5 protein-coding genes are annotated in these 21,626 nt (G+C 72.5%); all 5 read left to right on the forward strand.

Annotation, left to right across the window (positions count from 1 at the left end; all coding sequences use genetic code 11):
• The coding region (locus PKF00_RS28100; protein WP_438827861.1) for a non-ribosomal peptide synthetase at positions 1-8,722 on the forward strand (8,722 nt) is incomplete at its 5' end.
• The gene (locus PKF00_RS28105) at positions 8,719-15,798 is read left to right on the forward strand and encodes a non-ribosomal peptide synthetase (RefSeq protein ID WP_271220666.1); all 7,080 of its coding nucleotides are present in this window, start codon (positions 8,719-8,721) and stop codon (positions 15,796-15,798) included. The genes PKF00_RS28100 and PKF00_RS28105, both read left to right, overlap by 4 nt.
• Positions 15,799-15,936: 138 nt before the next feature.
• Positions 15,937-19,185, forward strand: coding sequence for a non-ribosomal peptide synthetase (locus PKF00_RS28110; RefSeq protein WP_271220667.1), 3,249 nt, complete (start codon positions 15,937-15,939; stop codon positions 19,183-19,185).
• Positions 19,182-20,699 carry an argininosuccinate lyase gene (locus tag PKF00_RS28115; RefSeq protein WP_271220668.1) on the forward strand — a complete coding sequence of 506 codons (1,518 nt, stop codon included), beginning with the start codon at positions 19,182-19,184 and terminating at the stop codon, positions 20,697-20,699. Before PKF00_RS28110 ends, PKF00_RS28115 begins: the two co-directional genes overlap by 4 nt.
• Positions 20,696-21,613 carry a GHMP family kinase ATP-binding protein gene (locus tag PKF00_RS28120; RefSeq protein ID WP_271220669.1) on the forward strand — a complete coding sequence of 306 codons (918 nt, stop codon included), beginning with the start codon at positions 20,696-20,698 and terminating at the stop codon, positions 21,611-21,613. The genes PKF00_RS28115 and PKF00_RS28120 overlap by 4 nt, the downstream gene beginning before the upstream one ends.
• Positions 21,614-21,626 lie beyond the last annotated feature (13 nt).

Consider the following 21,626-nt stretch of genomic DNA (forward strand, 5'->3'; position numbering starts at 1 on the left):
GATCGGGCGGCCGTTCTGGAACACGCGGGCGTATGTGCTCGATGACGGGTTGCGGCCGGTGCCGGCGGGTGTGGCGGGTGAGTTGTACATCGCCGGGGTGGGGTTGGCGCGGGGGTATCTGCGGCGGCCGGGGTTGAGTGCGGAGCGGTTCGTGGCTGATCCGTTCGGCGGTGCCGGTGAGCGGATGTACCGGACGGGTGATGTGGCGCGGTGGCGGCCGGATGGGAATCTGGAGTTCGTCGGCCGGGCGGACGATCAGGTGAAGGTGCGGGGCTTCCGCATCGAACTCGGCGAGATCGAAGCCAGGGCGGCGGCCGCCGCGGATGTCGCCCGTTGCGCCGTGGTGGTGCGCGAGGATCAGCCGGGAGACCGGCGGCTGGTGGCCTACGCGGTGGCGGCGGAGGGCGCGTCCGTCGTTCCCGCGGTGCTGCGCGCCCGGCTCGCCGAGGAGCTGCCGGACTACATGGTGCCGTCGGCGGTGGTGGTGCTGGACGAGCTGCCGCTCACGGTCAACGGGAAGGTGGATCGGCGGGCGTTGCCGGCTCCTGAGGCGGCGGTGTCGGGGCGTGCGCCCCGTGATCCGCGGGAGGAGATTCTGTGCGGCCTGTTCGCCGAGGTGCTGGGTGTGGCGGGTGTGGGGATCGACGACGGGTTCTTCGATCTGGGTGGGCATTCGCTGCTGGCGACGCGGCTGGCGGGCCGGGTGCGGTCGGTGCTCGGGGTGGAGATGGCGATCCGGCAGGTGTTCGAGACGCCGACCGTGGCCGGGCTGGCCGCGGCGCTGTCCGGGGGCGGGCAGTCACGGGCGGGTGTGCGGGCGGTGACGCCGCGGCCGGAGCGGGTGCCGTTGTCGTTCGCGCAGCGCCGGTTGTGGTTCCTGCACCGGCTGGAGGGGCCGAGCGCGACCTACAACGTGCCGGTGGCGTTGCGGTTGTCCGGGGTGCTGGATGCAGAGGCGTTGCGGGCGGCGCTGGGTGATGTGGTGGCGCGGCACGAGAGCCTGCGGACGGTGTTCGCCGAGGACGAGGCAGGGCCCTACCAGCGGGTGCTGCCGGTGGAGGCGGCGCGTCCGGTGCTGGAGACGGCGACCTGTGACGAGGCGGAGCTCGAGGCCGCACTGGGGCGTGCGGCACGCTACGCCTTCGACCTGTCGGCTGAGATCCCGGTGCGGGCCCGGCTGTTCGAGCTGGGGGCCGAGGAGCACGTGCTGGTGCTGGTGATGCACCACATCGCCACCGACGGCTGGTCGATGCCGCTGCTGGCCCGCGACCTGTCGGCGGCCTACGCCGCCCGTGCCGAGGGCGGCGCGCCGGCCTGGTCGCCGCTGCCGGTGCAGTACGCCGACTACACGCTCTGGCAGCAGGAGATGCTGGGCTCGGAGGACGACCCCGGCAGTGTGGTGGCCGGACAGCTGGCGTACTGGACCCGGGCGCTGGCGGGGCTGCCGGAGGAATTGGCGCTTCCGGTGGATCGGCCGCGGCCCGCGCTGCCGACGGGGCACGGCGGCACCGTCGAGTTCGAGGTGCCGGCGGAGCTGCACGCACGGCTGGCACGGCTGGCCCAGGACAACCACGCGACCGTGTTCATGGTGATGCAGGCCGCGGTGGCGACGCTGCTGTCCCGCCTGGGCGCGGGGACGGACGTTCCGCTGGGCACGCCGATCGCGGGCCGCACCGACGACGCGGTGGAGGACCTGGTCGGGTTCTTCGTCAACACCCTGGTGCTGCGCACCGACCTGTCGGGCGACCCGAGCTTCCGGGAGCTGCTGGGCCGGGTGCGGGAGAGCGACCTTGCGGCCTACGCCCATCAGGACCTGCCGTTCGAACGGCTGGTGGAGGTGGTCAACCCCGAGCGGTCCCTGTCCCGCCACCCCCTCTTCCAGGTCATGCTGTCGTTCAACAACATCGTCCGGGAGGACGTGCCGGAGGAGTCCGCGCGGATCCCCGGCCTGACCGTGACCGTCGAGCCGATCGACGCCGAAGGGGCGAGGTTCGACCTGTCCTTCGCCTTCGGCGAGGCGCGCACCGATCAGGGCGACCCCGCCGGGCTCCAGGGTGAGCTGAAGTTCAGCACCGACCTGTTCCTCCCCGGCACGGCGCGCGCCTTCACTGTCTGGCTGGTCCGCCTGCTCCAGGCGGTGGTCGCCTCGCCGGACCTGCCCGTCGGAGCCTTCGAGCTCCTGGATCCCGCCGAGCGGCGACAGATCCTGGTGGAGTGGAACGACACCGCGCGTGAGCCGCTCCCGACGTCGCCGGCGGAGCTGTTCGAGGCGCAGGCGGCGCGGACCCCCGGCGGCACGGCGCTGGTGACCGAGAACGGGAGCCTGTCGTACGCGGAGCTGAACGCGCGGGCGAACCGGCTCGCGCGCCACCTCATGGATCGGGGCGCGTGCCCCGAGAGGTTCGTCGGAGTCGCGCTGCCGCGCTCGACGGAGATGATCGTGGCGCTCCTCGCGGTGGCGAAGACCGGCGCCGGATACCTGCCGATCGACCCGGACTACCCGCCGGAGCGGATCGGGTCCATGATCGAGGACGCCGATCCGGTGACGGTGCTCTCCACCGCGGAGCTCCTCCCCTCGCTGCCCACGAGCGGCGTCCCGTGCGTGGCCGTCGACGCTGAGGAGACCGGCCGAGACCTGGCGGGCCGCCCGGAGACGAACCTGACCGCCCGCGAACGACCGGCCGACCCCAAGCCGGAGCACCCCGCGTACGTCATTTACACCTCGGGCTCGACGGGCCGGCCCAAGGGAGTGGTCGTGCCCGCCGCCGCCCTGGTCAACTTCTTGGCCGCGATGCAGGAGCGGTTCGGCCTGGAGGCGGGAGACCGCCTGCTGGCGGTGACCACGATCGGGTTCGACATCGCGGGACTGGAGATCTTCCTGCCGCTGTCGAACGGGAGCACGGTGGTCCTGGCCGGATCCGACACGGTGCGCGACCCGCGGGCGCTGGGCGCGCTCATGGCGCGGACCGGAGCGACGGTCGTGCAGGCGACGCCGACCCTGTGGCGTGTCCTGCTGGCCGAGAAACCGGCCGGGCTGGCCGGTGTCCGGGCGCTGGTGGGCGGGGAGGCGCTCCCTCCCGACCTCGCCGGGGAGCTGACCGCCGCCGTCACGTCGGTGGACAACATGTACGGCCCGACGGAGACGACGATCTGGTCGACGGCCGCGACGATCCGCCGCGACGACGCCGACCACCCGCCGATCGGGCGCCCGATCGCCAACACCCGGGTGTACGTCCTGGACAGGGCGTTGAAGCCGGTTCCGCCGGGCGTGTTCGGCGAGTTGTACATCGCCGGCGCGGGGCTGGCCCGCGGTTACTCCAAGCAGCCCGCGTTGACGGCCCAGCGGTTCGTCGCCGGGCCGTACGGCCGGCCGGGCGAGCGCATGTACCGCACCGGCGACGTGGTGCGCTGGACGGCCGCCGGTGAGCTGGAGTATCTCGCCAGGGCCGACAACCAGGTGAAGCTGCGGGGCTTCCGCATCGAGCTGGGCGAGATCGAGGGGGCGCTGGCACGCCACCCCGGCGTCGCGCAGGCCGCGGTGGTGGTCCGCGAGGACCGGCACGGCGACCGGCGTCTGGTCGCCTACGTGGTGCCGACGCAGGAGGAGGCGGTGCGGCCGGCGGAGCTGCGGCAACTGGTCGCCGCCTCACTGCCCGACTACATGGTGCCGTCGCTGTTCGTGCCGTTGGAGGCGCTGCCGCTGACGCCCAACGGCAAGCTCGACCGCGGAGCCCTGCCCGAGCCTCGCCACGACGCGGTCGTCAGCGGCCGGCCGCCGCGCAGTCCCCAGGAGGAGATCCTGTGCGGCCTGTTCGCCGAGGTGCTCGGCCTGGACGCGGGCGGGGCCGACGACGGCCAGGCCAAGGGGAACCCCGTCGGCATCGACGACGGCTTCTTCGACCTGGGCGGCCACTCCCTGCTGGCGACCCGGCTGGTGAGCCGCATCAGGTCGGTGCTGGCCGTCGAGCTGTCGATCCGCCAGCTGTTCGAGACCCCCACCGTGGCCGGCCTGGCGGCGGTGCTGGGCGAGGCCGTCGGCGCGCGGTCGGGCGTGACGCCGGTGACGCCGCGGCCGGAGCGGGTGCCGCTGTCGTTCGCGCAGCGGCGGCTGTGGTTCCTGAACCACCTGGAGGGGGCGGGCTCCGCCTACAACATGCCGATGGCGCTGCGCCTGTCCGGCCACCTGGAGGAGGCCGCGCTCCGGTCGGCGTTGCGGGACGTCGTCTCGCGGCACGAGATGCTGCGCACGGTGTTCACCGAGGACGCCGCGGGACCGCGCCAGGTGGTCCTGGACGCGCGGCTGGCCGCCCCCTCGCTCGACGTCGAGGACGTCACCGAGCGGGAACTGGACGACAGACTGGCCGAGGCCGTCGGACGGGCGTTCGACCTTTCGGCGGAGTCGCCGTTGCGCGCCCGGCTGTTCCGCCTGGACGCCGAGGAGCACGTGCTGCTGGTGGTGGTGCACCACATCGCCTGCGACGGCTGGTCGATGCCGCTGCTGGCCCGCGACCTGTCGGTGGCCTATGCGGCCAGGGCGGCGGGCGAGGCGCCGGCCTGGCTGCCGCTGCCGGTGCAGTACGCCGACTACACGCTGTGGCAGCGGGAGGTGCTGGGTTCGGAGGACGACCCCGGCAGTGTGCTGGCCGGGCAGCTGGCGTACTGGCGGCAGGCGCTGGACGGGTTGCCCGAACAGCTGGAACTGCCCGCCGACCGGCCGCGGCCCGCGGTGGCCTCCCAGCAGGGAGCGCGGTTCGTCTTCGAGGTGCCGGCGGAGCTGCACGGGCGGCTGGCACGGCTGGCCCAGGACAACCACGCGACCGTGTTCATGGTGATGCAGGCCGCGGTGGCGACGCTGCTGTCCCGCTTGGGCGCGGGGAGTGACATCCCGCTGGGCACGCCGATCGCGGGCCGTACCGACGACGCGGTGGAGGACCTGGTCGGGTTCTTCGTCAACACGCTGGTGCTGCGCACCGACCTGTCGGGCGATCCGAGCTTCCGGGAGCTGCTGGGCCGGGTGCGGGAGAGCGATCTTGCGGCCTACGCCCATCAGGACCTGCCGTTCGAGCGGCTGGTGGAGGTGCTCAACCCCGAGCGGTCCCTGTCCCGCCACCCCCTGTTCCAGGTCATGCTGGCCTTCAACAGCACCGAGCCGGAGACCCCGGAGACGGCTGCGGCAGGCCTGCGCGACCTGACCGTCACGGGTCACTCCCTGGGCTACGACACGACCAAGTTCGACCTCACGTTCGCGTTCGTGGAGGACCACGGCGCCGGAGGCCTGACCGGGGCCCTGGACTACAGCGTCGACCTGTTCGACCGGATCAGCGTCGAGACCCTGGCGGCCCGCCTGATCCGGGTGCTGGAGGCGGTCGCGGACGACCCGGAACGGCGGGTGGCGGAGATCGACATCCTGGAGGCCGGGGAACGGCGGCGGCTGCTGAGGGAGTGGAACGACAGCGCCCGCCGGGTGCCGGACCTCACGGCGGCGGAGCTGTTCGAGCGGAACGCCGCCCGCAGGCCCGACGCGACCGCGGTCGTCGTCGACGGCAGGAGCATGTCCTACGCCGAGCTGAACACCCGTGCCAACCGGCTCGCCCGCCATCTCACAGGGCTGGGCGTCGGCGCCGAGAGCTTCACGGCGATCGCCCTGCCGCGCTCGGAGGAGTGGGTCGTGGCCCTGCTCGCGGTGCTCAAGGCAGGGGCGGCGTTCGTGCCGGTCGACCCCGACTACCCGGTCGAGCGCATCGAGTTCATGCTGGCCGACAGCGACCCGGCGTTGCTGATCACCACTGAGAAGCTCGCCGAGCGCCTGCCGCGCCCCGACCTGCCCCGGCTGTCGCTGGACGCGCCGGAGACGGCCGCCGCGGTGGCGGCCCTTCCCGACGGCGACATGGGGGACGGCGAGCGCCTGCGCCCGCGTCTCCCGCTGCACCCGGCCTACGTGGTCTACACCTCCGGCTCGACCGGAAGGCCCAAGGGCGTGGTGATCCCCCACCCGGGCCTCATGGACTGGGCGCAGGCGCAGATCGAACGCCTGGGTGTGGGGCCCGACAGCCGCATGCTGCAGCTCGTGTCGACCAGCTTCGACGCCTCGCTCGGCGACCTGTTCGGGGCGCTGCTGTGCGGGGCGGCGACCGTGCTCGCGCCGAACGAGCGGCCCCTGGGGCAGGAGCTGATCGATTTCGTGGTGGAGGCGGGCGTGACGCACGTCGCGGTTCCGCCGGCCGTGGTGGCCGACATGCCGGACAACGGCCTGCCGCCGGGGGTCACGCTCACCATGGCGGGAGACGTGTGCCCGCCGCAGCTCGCCGCACGGTGGGCCGTCGGCCGCCGCCTGGTCAACGGGTACGGTCCCACCGAGGCGACGGTCGGCGCGACGATGTGGGAGTGCGAGCCCGGCGTGGTCAGGACCACGGTCCCGATCGGACGGCCGCTGCCCAACAAACAGCTGTACGTCCTGGACGACCACCTTCAGCCGGTTCCGGCCGGTGTGAGCGGTGAGCTGTACATAGCGGGAGGACTCGCACGCGGATACCTCAACCGCTTCTCCCTGACCGCGGAGAGGTTCGTCGCCGACCCGTACGGCGAACCGGGCTCCCGGATGTACCGGACGGGCGACGTCGTCCGATGGAACGGCGACGGCGCCCTGGAGTTCGCCGGACGCGTCGACGACCAGGTGAAGCTGCGCGGCTTCCGGATCGAACCCGGTGAGATCGACGCGGCGCTGACCGCTCACCCCGAGGTCGACCAGGCCGTCACCGTCGTGCGCGAGGACCGGCCCGGTGAGCGGCGTCTGGTCGCCTACGTGGTCCCCGTGCCGGGCGGCCGGACGCCGGAGCCGACGGCGCTCCGTGAACATCTGGCCGGGCGGCTGCCCGGGTACATGGTGCCGTCGGTGTTCGAGGCGCTCGACTCCCTGCCGGTCACCGTGAACGGGAAGGTCGACCGGCGGGCGCTGCCCGTCCCCGACTACGAGGCCATGCTCGGCGCGCGCGCCCCTCGCAACGAGCGCGAGGAACTGCTGTGCCGCCTGTTCGCCGAGGTCCTCAGGGTGAGCCGGGTCGGCGTCGACGACGGCTTCTTCGACCTGGGAGGTGACAGCATCATGTCCATCCAGCTCGTCAGCCGGGCCCGCAGGGAAGGCCTCGTGCTGAGGGCGCGGGACGTCTTCGAGCACCGGACGGTGGCGGCGCTGGCCGAGGTGGCCGTCGCCGTGGAGGCGCCCGAGGAGGATCCGGACGCCGGGATCGGGCCGATGCCGGCCACCCCGATCGTGCGCCGGTTCGCCGAGCAGAGCGGCCCGGTGGACGCGTTCGCCCAGGCAAGGGTGGTCCAGGTGCCCGTCGACCTCGGGCAGGACCGGTTGGTCGCCGCCGTGCAGGCGCTGCTCGACCACCATGACGCGCTGCGCACACGGTTGTCGGTCGTCGAAGGGACATGGCATCTGGAGATCATGGAGCGGGGCTCGGTGGCCGCGACCTCCTGCGTGACCCGGGTCGACGTGGCCGGTTTGACCGACGAGGCCCTCGGCGAGGTGATGGCCGAGCGGGCGAGGCGGACGCGGGAGGCCCTCGACCCGGCGAGGGGAGAGCTGGTCAAGGTCGTGTGGTTCGACCGGGGACCGGCGTCGGCGGGCCTGTTGCTGCTGGTCGTCCACCACCTGGTGGTGGACGGCGTGTCCTGGCGGATCCTGCTGCCGGACCTGGCCGAGGCGTGGCGGGCGCTGGCCCGGGGCCTCGAGCCCGGACTCCAGCCGGTCGGCACCTCCCTGCGGCGCTGGGCCGAGCTGCTGGTGGAGCAGTCGGACTCGGCCGCGCGCATCGCCGAGCTGCCCCGGTGGACCGGGATGTTCCAGCGGGAGGACACGCCCCTGGGCGACCGCCCGCTGGATCCGGTCCGTGACACCCACGCCACCGCGGGGCGTCTGTCGATGACGTTGCCGCCGCGGGTGACCGAGGCCGTGCTCACCACCGTGCCGTCGGTGTTCCACGCCGAGGTCAACGACGTGCTGCTGGCGGCGCTGGCGATGGCGGTGTCCGAGTGGTGCGAGGGAGAGCGGCAGGAGATCACGGTCGATCTGGAGGGGCACGGCCGGGAGGAGGAGGCCGTCGGCGGCGCGGATCTCTCACGCACCGTCGGCTGGTTCACCAGCATGTATCCGGTTCGTCTGGAACCCGGTGAGTTCGACAGGAAGGACGCCTTCACCGGCGGTCCGGCCGCGGGCGAGATCGTCAAACGCGTCAAGGAACAGCTGCGGGCGACGCCGGACAGCGGGATGGGCTACGGCATGCTGCGCTACCTCAACCCCCGGACGGCGCCCATCCTCGCCGAACTCGGACAGGCCCAGATCGGGTTCAACTACCTGGGCCGCTTCGTCGTCGAATCCGTGACCGACGCGAAGGACTGGGAGGAGGTCGCCGAGGCCTCGAGCGTGGTCCGCGGTCACGATCCCCGCATGCCCCTGACCCACCCCGTGGTGGTCAACGCCTCCACCCATGACGGCGCGCACGGCTCGGAGCTGGTGGCGAGCTGGACATGGGCGGGCCTGCTGCTCACCGAGGACCGCGTCCGCGACCTGGCCGAGACGTGGTTCCGCGCGCTGGAGGCTCTCGTCGACCACGTGGAACGTCCGGACGCCGGGGGTCACACCCCCTCCGACGTGGCGCTCGCCGAGCTCAGTCAGAGCGAGATCGATCTTCTTGAGGCCGAGTGGAGGACGCAGTGAGCCGTTCCGGACTGCAGGACATCCTTCCCCTGACCCCGCTGCAGGAGGGGCTGCTCTTCCACGGTCTGTTCGACGAGGAGGCCCCCGACGTCTACGGCGTGCAGCTCGTCGTCGACCTGGAGGGGCCGCTCGACCCCGCCCGGCTGCGGGCGGCGGCCCAGGCGCTGCTGACACGGCACGCCAACCTGCGTGCCGGGTTCCGGCACAGGGGCCTGAGCCGGGCGGTGCAGGTCATCCCGCGGGAGGTGAAGCTCCCCTGGCACGAGGCGGACCTGTCCGGCCTCTCCGAGGCTCGGCGGCACGCGGAGGCCGAGCGGATCGTGGCCGAGGACCGCACGCTCCGCTTCGATCTGGCGGCACCGCCCCTGATGCGGTTCACCCTGATCAGAATGGGGTCGTCGGAGTTCCGCTTCGTCCTGTCCAACCACCACATCCTGCTCGACGGCTGGTCCGTTCCGCTGATGCTGCGGGACCTGATGGAGCTGTACCTCCGTGAAGGCGACGGGCGTGGGCTGCCGCGGGTCCGGCCGTACCGGGACTACCTGGCCTGGCTCGCGGCCCAGGACCGCCAGGCCGCCCTCGCCGCGTGGCGGGAGGCTCTCGAGGGGGTCGCCGAACCGACGTCGGTCATGCCGGGACGGCTGCCCGCGCCGTGTGTCCCCGAACGCGTCCACATCGACCTGGACACGTCCTCGACCGGGGAGCTGACCGCGTGGGCGCGGGCACGCGGGCTGACCATGAACACCGTCGTGCAGGCGGCGTGGGCCGTCGTGCTCAGGCAGCTGACAGGCCGTGACGACGTGGTCTTCGGGACGGTGGTCTCCGGCCGTCCCGCGGAGATCGACGGCGTCGAGACCATGGTCGGCCTGTTCGTCAACACGCTGCCGGTGCGGATCCGGCTGCGCCCGGACGAGTCGCTCGCGGCGTTGCTGGAGCGTGTGCAGGAAGAGCAGGCGAGGCTGCTCGACCATCAGTATCTCGGGCTGACGGAGATCCAGCGGGAGGCGGTCCCGCACCTGGACGGCCCGCTGTTCGACACCATGGCGGTTTTCGAGAACTATCCGGCGGCTCCGAGCGGCACCGGCGGTCCGGCCGGCGCCGACGACGGGATCAGGGTCGTCTCGATGCGCACCCGGGACGCCACGCACTACCCGCTGACCCTGGTCGCGGCCCCCGGGAGCCGGCTGCGGCTGCGCCTGGACCACCGCCCGGACCTGTTCGGCGAGGAGGAGGCGCGACGGCTGCTCGGCAGGATGCGGTCGCTGCTGTCCACGCTGACGGCCGATCCCGGCGCGGTGGTGGGCCGCCTCGACCTCCTCGACGCGGACGAGCGCCGGAAGGTGGTCGAGGAGTGGAACGACACCGGACGGCAGGGGCCGGGCCGTACGCTGCCCGAGCTCTTCGAGGACGCAGCCGGACGGGATCCGGCGGCGGTCGCGCTGGTGGACGGCGAGAGCGTGTTCACCTACGGAGAGCTGGACGCCGAGGCCGACCGGCTGGCTCGCCTGCTGCGGGCCGAGGGGCTGGGCCCGGAACGACTGGCGGCGCTGGTGCTGCCGCGATCGGCCGGCCTGGTGATCGCGGCGCTGGCCGTGGTCAAGGCGGGCGCGGCCTTCCTGCCGGTGGACCCGTCCTATCCGCCTGAGCGGATCGCGTACATGCTCGACGACGCGGCGCCGTCGGTGGTGATCGACGAGGCGTTTCTGGCCGGGGCGGACCGGGCGCGACACGAGCGGCCCGCCGCGGACGCGGAGCGGTCCAGGCCTGAGCTGAGGCATCCGGCGTATGTGATCTACACCTCGGGGTCGACCGGACGGCCCAAGGGGGTGGTGGTGACGCACGAGGGCATAGCGGGGTTCGCCGAGGCGCAGCGGGAACGGCTGCGGGTGGACGCGCGCAGCCGGGTGCTGCAGTTCGCCTCACCGAGCTTCGACGCCTCCGTGATGGAGATGCTGATGGCCTTCGCGGCGGGAGCGACCCTCGTGATCACACCCGAGGGGGTGTATGGCGGAGCCGCGCTGGCCGACGTACTGGAGAACGAGCGGATCACGCATGCGCTGATCCCCCCGGCGGCGCTGGCGGGAGTGCCCCAGACGCCGCTGGCGGGGCTGCGGACCCTGGCGGTGGGAGGTGAGGCCTGCGGTCCCGAACTGGTCGACCGGTGGGCCGGCGGCCGGATGATGGTCAACGCCTACGGCCCGACCGAGGCGACGATCGCCGTGACGATGAGCGATCCCCTGGTCGCGGGGGAGGGCGTCCCGATCGGCTCCGTGCTGAGGGGGACACGGGCGTACGTGCTGGACGGATGGCTGCGGCCGGTGCCGGCGGGCGTCGCGGGGGAGCTCTACGTGGCCGGCCGCCAGCTGGCCCGCGGTTACCTGCGGCGGCCGGGGTTGAGTGCGGAGCGGTTCGTGGCCGATCCGTTCGGCGGTGCCGGTGAGCGGATGTACCGCACGGGTGATGTGGCGCGGTGGCGGCCGGACGGGAATCTGGAGTTCGTCGGCCGGGCGGACGATCAGGTGAAGGTGCGGGGCTTCCGCATCGAACTCGGCGAGGTCACGGCGGCCGTCGGCCGGTGCCCGGAGGTCAGGGCGGCGGCCGTGGTGGTGCGCGAGGATCGGCCGGGGGACCGGCGGCTGGTGGCCTACGTGGTGGGCGCGGTGACACCGGAAGAGGTCCGGGAGGCCGCCCGGAAAGCGGTCCCGGAGTACATGGTGCCGTCGGCGGTGGTGGTGCTGGACGAGCTGCCGCTGACGGCCAGCGGGAAGGTGGATCGGCGGGCGTTGCCGGCTCCTGAGGCGGCGGTGTCGGGGCGTGCGCCCCGTGACCCGCGGGAGGAGATCCTGTGCGGCCTGTTCGCCGAGGTGCTCGGCGTGCCGAGCGTGGGCGTCGACGACGGGTTCTTCGACCTGGGCGGGCATTCGCTGCTGGCGACGCGGCTGGCGGGCCGGGTGCGGTCGGTGCTCGGGGTGGAGACGCCGATCCGGCAGGTGTTCGAGACGCCGACCGTGGCCGGGCTGGCCGCGGCGCTGTCCGGGAGCGGGCGGGCTCGTTCGGCGGTGCGGGCGGTGACGCCGCGGCCGGAGCGGGTGCCGTTGTCGTTCGCGCAGCGCCGGTTGTGGTTCCTGCACCGGTTGGAGGGGCCGAGCGCGACCTACAACGTGCCGGTGGCGTTGCGGTTGTCCGGCCGTCTGGACGTGGAGGGGTTGCGGGCGGCGCTGGGTGATGTGGTGGCGCGGCACGAGAGTCTGCGCACGGTGTTCGCCGAGGACGAGGCGGGCCCCTATCAGCGGGTGTTGCCGGTGGAGGGGGCGTGTCCGGTGCTGGAGGTCGTCTCCTGTGATCGCGACGGCTTGGAGGGGCGGCTGGCCGAGGCGGCCGGGCACGCCTTCGATCTGTCGGCCGAGGTTCCGGTGCGGGCCCGGCTGTTCGAGCTGGACGCCGAGGAGCACGTGCTGATGCTGGTGATGCACCACATCGCCACCGACAGCTGGTCGATGCCGCTGCTGGAGCGGGACGTGGCCGTGGCCTACGCCGCGCGGACGACCGGACAGGAGCCCGCGTGGTCGCCGCTGCCGGTGCAGTACGCCGACTACACGCTGTGGCAGCGGGAGGTGCTGGGTGCGGAGGACGATCCGGACAGTGAGATCTCCCGGCAGCTGGCGTACTGGCGGCAGGCGCTGGCGGGGCTGCCGGAGGAGCTGGCGCTTCCCGCCGACCGGCCGCGGCCCGCGGTGGCCTCCTACCGGGGCGGCCGGGTGGCCTTCGAGGTGCCGGCGGAGCTGCACGCGCGGCTGGTGGAGATGGCGCGGGCCGAGAACGTCACCGTGTTCATGGTGATGCAGGCCGCGGTGGCGACGCTGCTGTCCCGCTTGGGTGCGGGGAGTGACATCCCGCTGGGCACGCCGATCGCGGGCCGTACCGACGACGCGGTGGAGGACCTGGTCGGGTTCTTCGTCAACACGCTGGTGCTGCGCACCGACCTGTCGGGCGATCCGAGCTTCCGGGAGCTGCTGGGCCGGGTGCGGGAGAGCGACCTTGCGGCCTACGCCCATCAGGACCTGCCGTTCGAGCGGCTGGTGGAGGTGGTCAACCCCGAGCGGTCCCTGTCCCGCCACCCGCTGTTCCAGGTCATGCTGGTGCTCAACAACACCGGCGATCGATCCGGGGCCGACGACGCAGCCTCCGCTCTCGACGTGTCCCGGCACCCCGTCGGGCTGGACACCGCCAAATTCGACCTGCTGCTGTCGATGGCCGAACGGGAGGAGCAGGGCGGGCTGCGCGCCACCCTGGAGTACAGCGCCGACCTGTTCGAGGAGGACACGGTCCGGCTCCTGGCCGCCCGCCTGGTGCGGCTCCTGGAAGGCGTCGTCGCCGACCCGGCCAGACCCGTGGGGGACGTCGACCTGCTGGATCCGGCCGAGCGCCGCATGCTCCTGGACGACTACAACGACACCGCGCGCGAGACGCCGCAGGACTGCCTGCCCGCGCTGTTCGCCGCCCAGGCGGCGCGCACCCCGCAGGCCGTCGCCGTCGTCGCGGGCGAGGAGAGCCTGACCTACGCCGAACTCGACGCGCGCTCCAACCGGCTGGCGCGGACGCTTCTGGCGCGCGGCGCCGGGCCCGAGCGCTTCGTCGCCCTGCACCTGCCCCGCTCCGCCGATCTGGTGGTCGCCGTGCTGGCCGTGCTCAAGACAGGAGCGGCGTACCTTCCCCTGGACCCCGACTACCCGGCGGAGCGGCTGGAGTTCATGCTGACCGACGCCGCCCCGCACCTCGTGGTCACCGGCACGGAGGCGGCCGACCGGCTGGGCCTGACCGGAGCGTCCCTGGTGCTCCTCGACGGCGACGGCCCGGCGGCCGCCGGGGGAGACGAGGCGATCACCGACGCCGAGCGTCCCGCCCCGCTCTCGCCCGCCCACCCCGCCTATCTGATCTACACCTCCGGGTCCACCGGGCGGCCCAAGGCCGTGGTGATGACCGCCGGAGCGGTCGTCAACCTCCTGGCCTGGCACGACAGGGCGCTGCCCGCCGCTCCGGGCGCCGTCGTCGCGCAGTTCACCGCGATCGGCTTCGACGTTTCGGTGCAGGAGATCCTCTCCGCCCTGCTGTCCGGCAAGACGCTGGCGGTCTGCGACGAGGAGACCCGCCGCGACCCGCGGGCGTTCGCGCGCTGGCTGGCCCGCCACCGGGTCGGCGAGCTGTTCGCCCCCAACCTGGTGGTCGGCGCGGTGTGCGAGGCAGCGGTGGAGACGGGGGCCGAACTGCCGGACCTGGCGCACATCGCCCAGGCCGGCGAGGCGCTGGTCCCCGGCGGCGCGATCCGCGATCTCTACGCGCGCGGGGAGCGCCCCGGCCGTGTCCTGCACAACCACTACGGCCCGTCGGAGACCCATGTCGTGACGGCGTACACGCTGCCCGACGACGTCGCGGACTGGCCGGTCTCCCCGCCGATCGGCCGCCCCATCGACAACACCAGGGTCTACGTCCTGGACGAGCGGCTGCGGCCGGTGCCGCCGGGGACGCCCGGCGAGCTGTACGTCGCGGGCCGGGCGCTGGCCCGCGGATACTGGAACCGGCCAGGGCTCACCGCCGAGCGGTTCACCGCCTGCCCGTACGGCGAACCCGGCGAGCGCATGTACCGCACCGGAGATCTGGCACGGTGGAACGCCGCCGACGAACTGGAGTACCAGGGGCGCGCCGACCTCCAGGTGAAGATCCGCGGTTTCCGCGTCGAGCCGGGCGAGATCGAGGCGACCCTCATGCGGCATCCCGAGGTGACGCGGAGCGCCGTCGTGGTCCGGGAGGACGAACCGGGGGACAGGCGGCTGGTGGCCTATGTCGTGCCGGCGGCCGGAGCGTCGCCCGAGCCGCGATCGCTGCGCGACCACGTGGCCGCGAGCCTGCCCGCCCACATGGTGCCGTCGGCGGTCGTCGAGCTCGACGCGCTGCCCCTGACGCCCAACGGAAAGCTGGACCGGAGGAACCTGCCCGCGCCGCAGGACTCCCCGACGCCAGGGGGAAGAGCACCGAACGGACCCGTCGAGCAGAGCGTGTGCGCGCTGTTCGCCGAGGTGCTCGGCCGGCCCTCGGTCGGGGCCGACGACGACTTCTTCAGTCTGGGCGGGCACTCCTTCCTGGCCGCCCGCCTGGTGAACCGGTTGCGGGACACGCTCGGCGCGGAGCTGGAACTGCGCGCCCTCTTCGAGGCTCCCACGCCTGCGGCGCTCGCCCGCCGGATCGCCTCCGGCGGCCCCGGTGACTCCGGCGGTCCCAGTGGTTCCTTCGACGTCCTGCTGCCGCTCCGCCGGGGAGACGCCCGCCCGCCGCTGTTCTGCCTTCACCCCGGGGCGGGGATCGGCTGGTGTTACGCCGGGCTGATGAGTCACCTGAACCGGGACCGGCCCGTCTACGCCCTGCAGGCCCGGGGCCTGGCCGGAGACGGAGGGCTCCCCGCCGATCTGCCGCGGATGGCCGAGGACTATCTGCGGCAGATCAGGTCGGTGCAGCCGGAAGGGCCCTACCACCTCCTCGGCTGGTCCTTCGGGGGTCTTCTCGCCCACGAGCTCGCCGTGCGGCTGGAGGAGTCCGGAGCCGAGACCGCGCTCCTGGCCCTGGTCGACGCCTACCCGCCCAGAACGGATCAGGAAGGGGCGCTCGACGACCTGGAGATCATCTCCCGGAGCCTCCGGGAGGAGGGGTTCGCATTCGAGGAGAGCGAGCTGGCGGAGGACCAGGAGGCGCTGCTCGCCCGGTACGTGGAGTTCCTCAGACGGGAGGACCTGCCGCTCGCCGCCGTCGGGGCGCAGGCGATCGTCGGAATCAAGGACGTCTATCTCAACAATCTCCGGTTGATGCGGGACTTCCGCCCGCGCGTGTTCCGGGGCGACGCGCTGCTGTTCGTCGCGACCGGGACGGCGGCGAGGTTCTCCGGTCGTCTCGGCGCCGAATCCTGGCGTCCGCACATTGCGGGAAAGGTCGACGTCGAGCTGATCGAGTCAGACCACGAGGGTTTGCTGACCCAGTCGGGCCCCACGGCGTCCATCGGCGGAATTCTTGCCGACAGGCTACGGTGAATCGCCGGCCGAAGAGGCGACGCCGTTTGTCGAGCGTTATTAACCATACCCTTCAACGCCTTGACGCTCTTTTATTCGCGCAGGCACTCTGGTGATTCGGAAATCTATTCCGCTCACCTGAAATGGACTGAGGTGAAAATGCCGCACACTCTTGGCAGTTCGATTCAGGAAGACGCCGGCCCGAGTTTTCTGAGAATCCCCCGCTGGACGGCGGCGGGCGTCGCCCGGCCGGGTTTCGCCGACCACAGGACGCCCCTGCCCGGGGACCTCACGTCCGGGATCGGCGATTTCGCGAGGGAACACGGCGTCACGACCGAGTCGGTGCTCCTGGCGGTCCACTTCAAGGTGCTCAGCCTGGTGACCTCGGAGCGGCACGTGCTCACCGGATACGTGCCGTCGGGCGCGACGCGCGCGCCGCTGCCCGGCCGGATGGAGGTCGTCGGCGGCAGCTGGGAGCGGCTGGTGCGGGAGGCGCACGCCATACGCCGGCGGATCGAGGAGAACGCCGCGGAGGCGGAGGAGACGTTCGAGGCGGTGCTCGACCTGTCGGGACGGGCCACGGCCCCGGCGGACGGCACGGTGCTCTGGGTGGGCGTGCGGGACGGCGAGCTGATCCTGCGTCACCGGCAGGACGCCGTCGACGCCGACCACGCGGGCCGGATCGCCGGCTACTACCTCGCCGCCCTCCGGCTCCTGACGGCCGCGCCCGACGCGCCGCACCACCGGCAGAGCCTCCTGTCCGAGCAGGAACTCCAGATCCAGCTGCACGGCCTGGCCGGTGAGCGCAAGGCGTTGCCGAGGCAGATGTTCGTCGAGTTGTTCGAGGAGCAGGTCCGCATCCGGCCGGACGCCCTGGCGGCGGCGCACGGAGCGTCCCGCTGGACCTACGCCGAGCTCAACGACCGGGCCAACCGGATCGCGCACGCGCTGCTCGGGCGCGGCCTGCGGCCCGAGGACGTCGTCGCCGTCGTGACGGAGCGGAACCTGAACTGGGCGGCCGCCACCCTGGGCGTCTTCAAGGCGGGCGGCGTCTACCTCCCCGTGCGCCCCGAGTTCCCCGCCGAGCGCATCGGCACCCAGCTCGAGCGGAGCGTCACCCGTTTCGCGATCAGCGAGCAGGGGAGCACCGAGATGCTGGACGAGGCGCTGAAAGGCCTCGGGCACGACTGCCCGCTGCTGTTCGTCTCCGACGTCTACGAGGAGAACCCGGGCGCCGAGGACCCCCGCGTGCCCGTCCAGCCCGGCCAGCTCGCCTACATCTACTTCACCTCGGGCTCGACCGGGGCCCCGAAGGGGGCGATGTGCGAGCACGCGGGAATGCTCAACCACCTGTACGCCAAGATCGAGGACATGGAGCTGGCCGAGGGCGACGTGGTCACGCAGACCGCCTCCCAGTGCTTCGACATCTCCCTGTGGCAGCTGGTCGCCCCGTGGCTGACAGGCGGCAGCACCCGCATCGTGGACACCGACGTGCTGCTCGACCCCGAACGCTTCCTCGACGAGGTCGTCACCGCCGGGGTGCACGTGGCGCAGCTCGTCCCCTCCTACTTCGAGGTGCTGATCGCCCAGCTGGAGAAGCACCCGCGCGACCTCGGGTCGCTGCGGATGATCTCGGTGACCGGTGAGGCGCTCAAGCTGGAGCTGGTGCAGAACTGGTTCGCCCGCGGCACCGGCGTCAGGCTCGTCAACGCCTACGGCGCGACCGAGGTGTCCGACGACACCATGCACGAGGTGCTGGACGGGCCGCCGCCGCGCGACTTCGTCACGGTCGGCCGGTCGCTGCGCAACGTGAACACCTACATCCTGGACGAGAACCTCAGCCTCGTGCCGCTGGGCTCGCCCGGTGAGATTGCCTTCTCCGGGGTCTGCGTCGGCCGGGGTTACATCAACGACGAGGAGCGGACCCGCCAGGCGTTCGTGCCCGACCCCTACCGGCCGGACACCCGCATGTACCGGACCGGTGACTTCGGGCGCTGGCTGCCCGAGGGCCGCATCGAGTTCCTCGGGCGGCGCGACCAGCAGGTCAAGATCCGCGGTTTCCGCATCGAGATCGGCGAGATCGAGAACAAGCTGCTGGCCATGCCCGGCGTCCGGGACGCGGCGGTGGTCATCGACGACGGAGGGGAGCGGGCCAGGAACCTGGTCGCCTTCTACGCCGGGCACGACGCCCTGCGGGGCGAGGAGGTGCGCGACTTCCTGGCCAGGTTCCTGCCCGACTACATGGTCCCCACGTACTTCCACCGGCTCGACAGCCTCCCGCTCACCGAGAACGGCAAGACCGACAAGCGGATGCTGAAAGACCTGGCCGCCACGCTCGGCCACGCGGGCGGGACGTACGTCGCGCCGAGCACGCCGACCGAGCGCCGGCTGGCGGTCGAGTGGGCGGAGGTGCTCAACGTGCCCGTGGAGCGGATCGGGCGCTCGGACGACTTCTTCGAGCTCGGCGGCACCTCGCTGGCCGCGGTCCGGCTCGTGGTGAAACTGGACAGGCTGCTCTCCCTGGCGCAGGTCGTGGGTCATTCCGTGCTCGCCGACCTCGCGGCGATCGTCGACGCGGGCGGGACGGCGGCCGGCGGCGGGGAAGGGGAGCGGACCTCGCTGCTGCAGCGCCTGTCCGGCGCGCCGGGGGCCGTGGCCACCCTGATCTGCTTCCCCTACGCGGGCGGCAACGCGGTCAACTTCCAGTTGCTGGCCAAGGAGCTGGAGCGCGAGGGCATCGCGGTCTACGGGGTGGAGCTTCCCGGACACGACTTCGTCGGCGCGGCGGAGCCCATGGCGGACGTCGAGGAGGTGGCGCGCCGGGTGCACCAGGAGGTTCGCCGGCGTGTCTCCACGCCGATCCTGCTCTGGGGCCACTGCGCCGGGGCCGCGTACGCCGTCGAGCTGGCGCGGCTGCTGGAGCGGGACTCCGCGCAACCGCTCCGGGTGTTCCTGGGGGCCGCGGGGCTGGAGACCGTCGAGGCCCTGCGCGCGGAGATCGAGGAGGTCACCGCGCTCGACAACCGGGAGATCACCGTCCGGCTGCTGGAGGAGAGCGTCTACGTGGAGCTGGACGGGCTCAAGCCCGAACGCTCGGAACTGGTGGGCGCCGCCTACCGGCACGACGTGCAGGTCACCAATCGCTACTTCATGTCGGTGCGGGAGGATCCCGGATCGTACCGGCTGCGCGCCGGGCTTGACCTCGTCCACGCGGCCGACGACCCCAGCACCGCCGGTCCGTGCCGCCAGGCGCTGGACGGGTGGGCCGACCTGGCGGACCGCGTCGAACGGCACGAGTTGCCTGAAGGCGGTCACTACTTCACCAGGACTCGCGCGGCCGAGACCGCGGCCGTCCTGATCGCCGCCTGTTCCGACCTCGTCAAGCACCGCTCGACCGACCAGGCATGACTCCCCGGGACGAGAGACCGCTGACCGGACGCATCGGATCCGGTCCCCACGACCTGCTGCGCACCGAGATCCTGGAACCGCAGATGCGCCTGGAGCTGGATCGCCTGCTGCCCTGGTACGTGCGGCTGGAGAAGGTCCTGCTGCTGGAGTACCTCCGCATGGGCCTGATGGACGAGGCGGAGGCGCTGGCGATCGCGCGGGCGCTCGACCAGGCAGGCCCGGAGGCGTTGGAGGCGCACGCCCGCTCCGCCATGAGCGACCTGGCCTTCACCCTGGAGTCGTTCGTGACCGGCAGGCTGGAACGGGTGCCGCAGGCCTGGCACGTCGACCGCAGCCGCAACGACCTGCAGGCCGCGGCGCAGGCCCTGTTCTGCGGGGCCCGGCTGCTCGACGTCGTGGACGGCCTGCTCGCCTTCGGTCGCGCCGCGCACCGCCTGGCGACGGCCACCGCCGACATGGTCATGCCTGGTTACACGCACCTGCAGGCGGCTCAGGTGATCACACCGGGCTTCTACCTCGCGGCGCTGTGCGACCAGACGGCGCACGCGCTGCGCCGGTTGGAGCCCGTCTACCTGACCGCCGCCGCCACCCCCATGGGGGCGGGGGCCATGTCGGGGCAGGAGCTGCCCTGGGACAGGGAGCGGATGGCCAGGCTCCTGGGCTGCCAGGGGGTACGGCTGCACGCGCTGCGCGCGGTCGCCGGCCGGGACTGGGCGCTGGAGGCCACCGCGGAGCTCTCCCTGCTCGGCGTGGTGCTGAGCCGCTTCACGACCGACCTGATGGCGTGGGGCGGTGCGGGACACCGCTTCGTCGACCTGCCCGACGAGTGGTCGGGCATCTCCTCGGCGATGCCGCAGAAGAAGAACTTCCCGGTGCTCGAGCGGATCAGGGGGAAGACCGCCCACCTGCTCTCGGGGTACGTGGACGTCGCGGCCGGACAGCGCAACACCTCCTACAGCAACAGCGTGGAGGTCTCCAAGGAGGCCGGGGCCCGCGTGCCCGAGACGTTCGACACGGCCGAATCGGTGCTCAGGCTGTTCACCGCCGTCCTCGACAGGCTGGAGTTCCGCGCCGACCGCATGCGTGCGGCCTGCGAGGAGGACCACCTGGGCGGGTTCACGCTCGCCAACCTCCTGACGCTCCACCGGCGGGTGCCGTGGCGCACCGCCCAGGTGATCGCCGGTCGTTACATCGTGGCCGCGGAACGGAAGGGGCTCACCGCCCTGACGCCCGACCCCGCCCTGCTCGCGGAGGCGGCCGCCGAGCAGGGGCACAGCCTGGCCGACCCCGGCGAGCTGCTGAGGGAGGCGTTCGACGTCGATCGCGCCCTCACGGCCAAGCGCACGCCGGGATCGGCGCACCCCGAGCGGGTGCGGGAGCTCCTCGGCGAGCTGGAGGCCGAGTTCGACCGGTCGGAGAAACGGTGGCGGGGCCATCGGGAACGCCTTGACGGCGGCCTCGCCGAGATCGACCGGGCGTTCGCCCGGCTCACCCCCGGGAGGCAGGCCGGATGACGACGAGCGGCACGCTGCGCAAGTCCGCCGGATACGTCGGCGCGACCGGGGTCAGCACGGCCTTCGGCACCTTCGGGGAACTGCTGCAGGGCAGGCTTCCCGAGCGTGACGGCGACTTCCTGGTGACCCTGCCGGTCGCGCGGTGGGCGGTCGCGACCTTCAGCGGCGATCCACGTCTCACCGAGCTGCGGGTCGAGCCGGGGCACAAGCTCAAGGCGCTGAGACTGACTGAAATGATCATGGAGTGGGCGCCCGTGCCGATGGGGGGAGTGCTCACCATCGACAGCGGCATCCCCGAGGGAAAGGGACTGGCCAGCTCCTCCGCCGACCTGGTGGCCACGGCGCGGGCCGTGGCCAACGCGCTGGGAGTGGAGATGCCGCCCCGCCTCATCGAGGCGTTCCTGAGCCGGATAGAGCCCACCGACGGTGTGCTCTATCCCGGGATAGTGGCCTACTACCACCGCAGGGTTCAGCTCCGCGAGGTCCTCGGCCCGCTGCCCTCGATGACCGTGGTCGGGGTCGACGAGGGCGGCGAGATAGACACCGTGGAGTTCAACCGCATTCCGAAACCGTTCTCCGCGGCCGACCGCAGGCAGTACGCGCGCCTGCTGGAGGAGATGCGGACGGCCGTGCACGCGCGGGACCTGCCCTCGGTCGGCGCGGTGGCCACGCGCAGCGCGGTCATGAACCAGGCCCTGCGCCCCAAGCGGCTGCTGGAGGCGGTCATGGGCGTCTGCGAGCAGGTCGGCGGGCTCGGGGTGGTCGCGGCGCACAGCGGCACCATGCTGGGCGTGCTGCTGGACACGGCCGACGCGCGCTACCCGGAGAAGGTGGCGGCGGCGGCGAGCGCCTGCTCGACGGCGGCGGGCAACGTCGCCGTGTACCGCTCGCTGAGTTTCGACAACAATCCGTGACGGAGACCGCCGA

Source organism: Streptosporangium carneum, assembly GCF_027922005.1.
GTDB lineage: Bacteria > Actinomycetota > Actinomycetes > Streptosporangiales > Streptosporangiaceae > Streptosporangium > Streptosporangium carneum.

Bases quoted from the DNA above. Each gene is read 5' to 3' on its own strand.
- PKF00_RS28110 (WP_271220667.1), top strand. From the start codon at position 15,937: ATGCCGCACACTCTTGGCAGTTCGATTCAGGAAGACGCCGGCCCGAGT.
- PKF00_RS28115 (WP_271220668.1), top strand. From the start codon at position 19,182: ATGACTCCCCGGGACGAGAGACCGCTGACCGGACGCATCGGATCCGGT.
- PKF00_RS28120 (WP_271220669.1), top strand. From the start codon at position 20,696: ATGACGACGAGCGGCACGCTGCGCAAGTCCGCCGGATACGTCGGCGCG.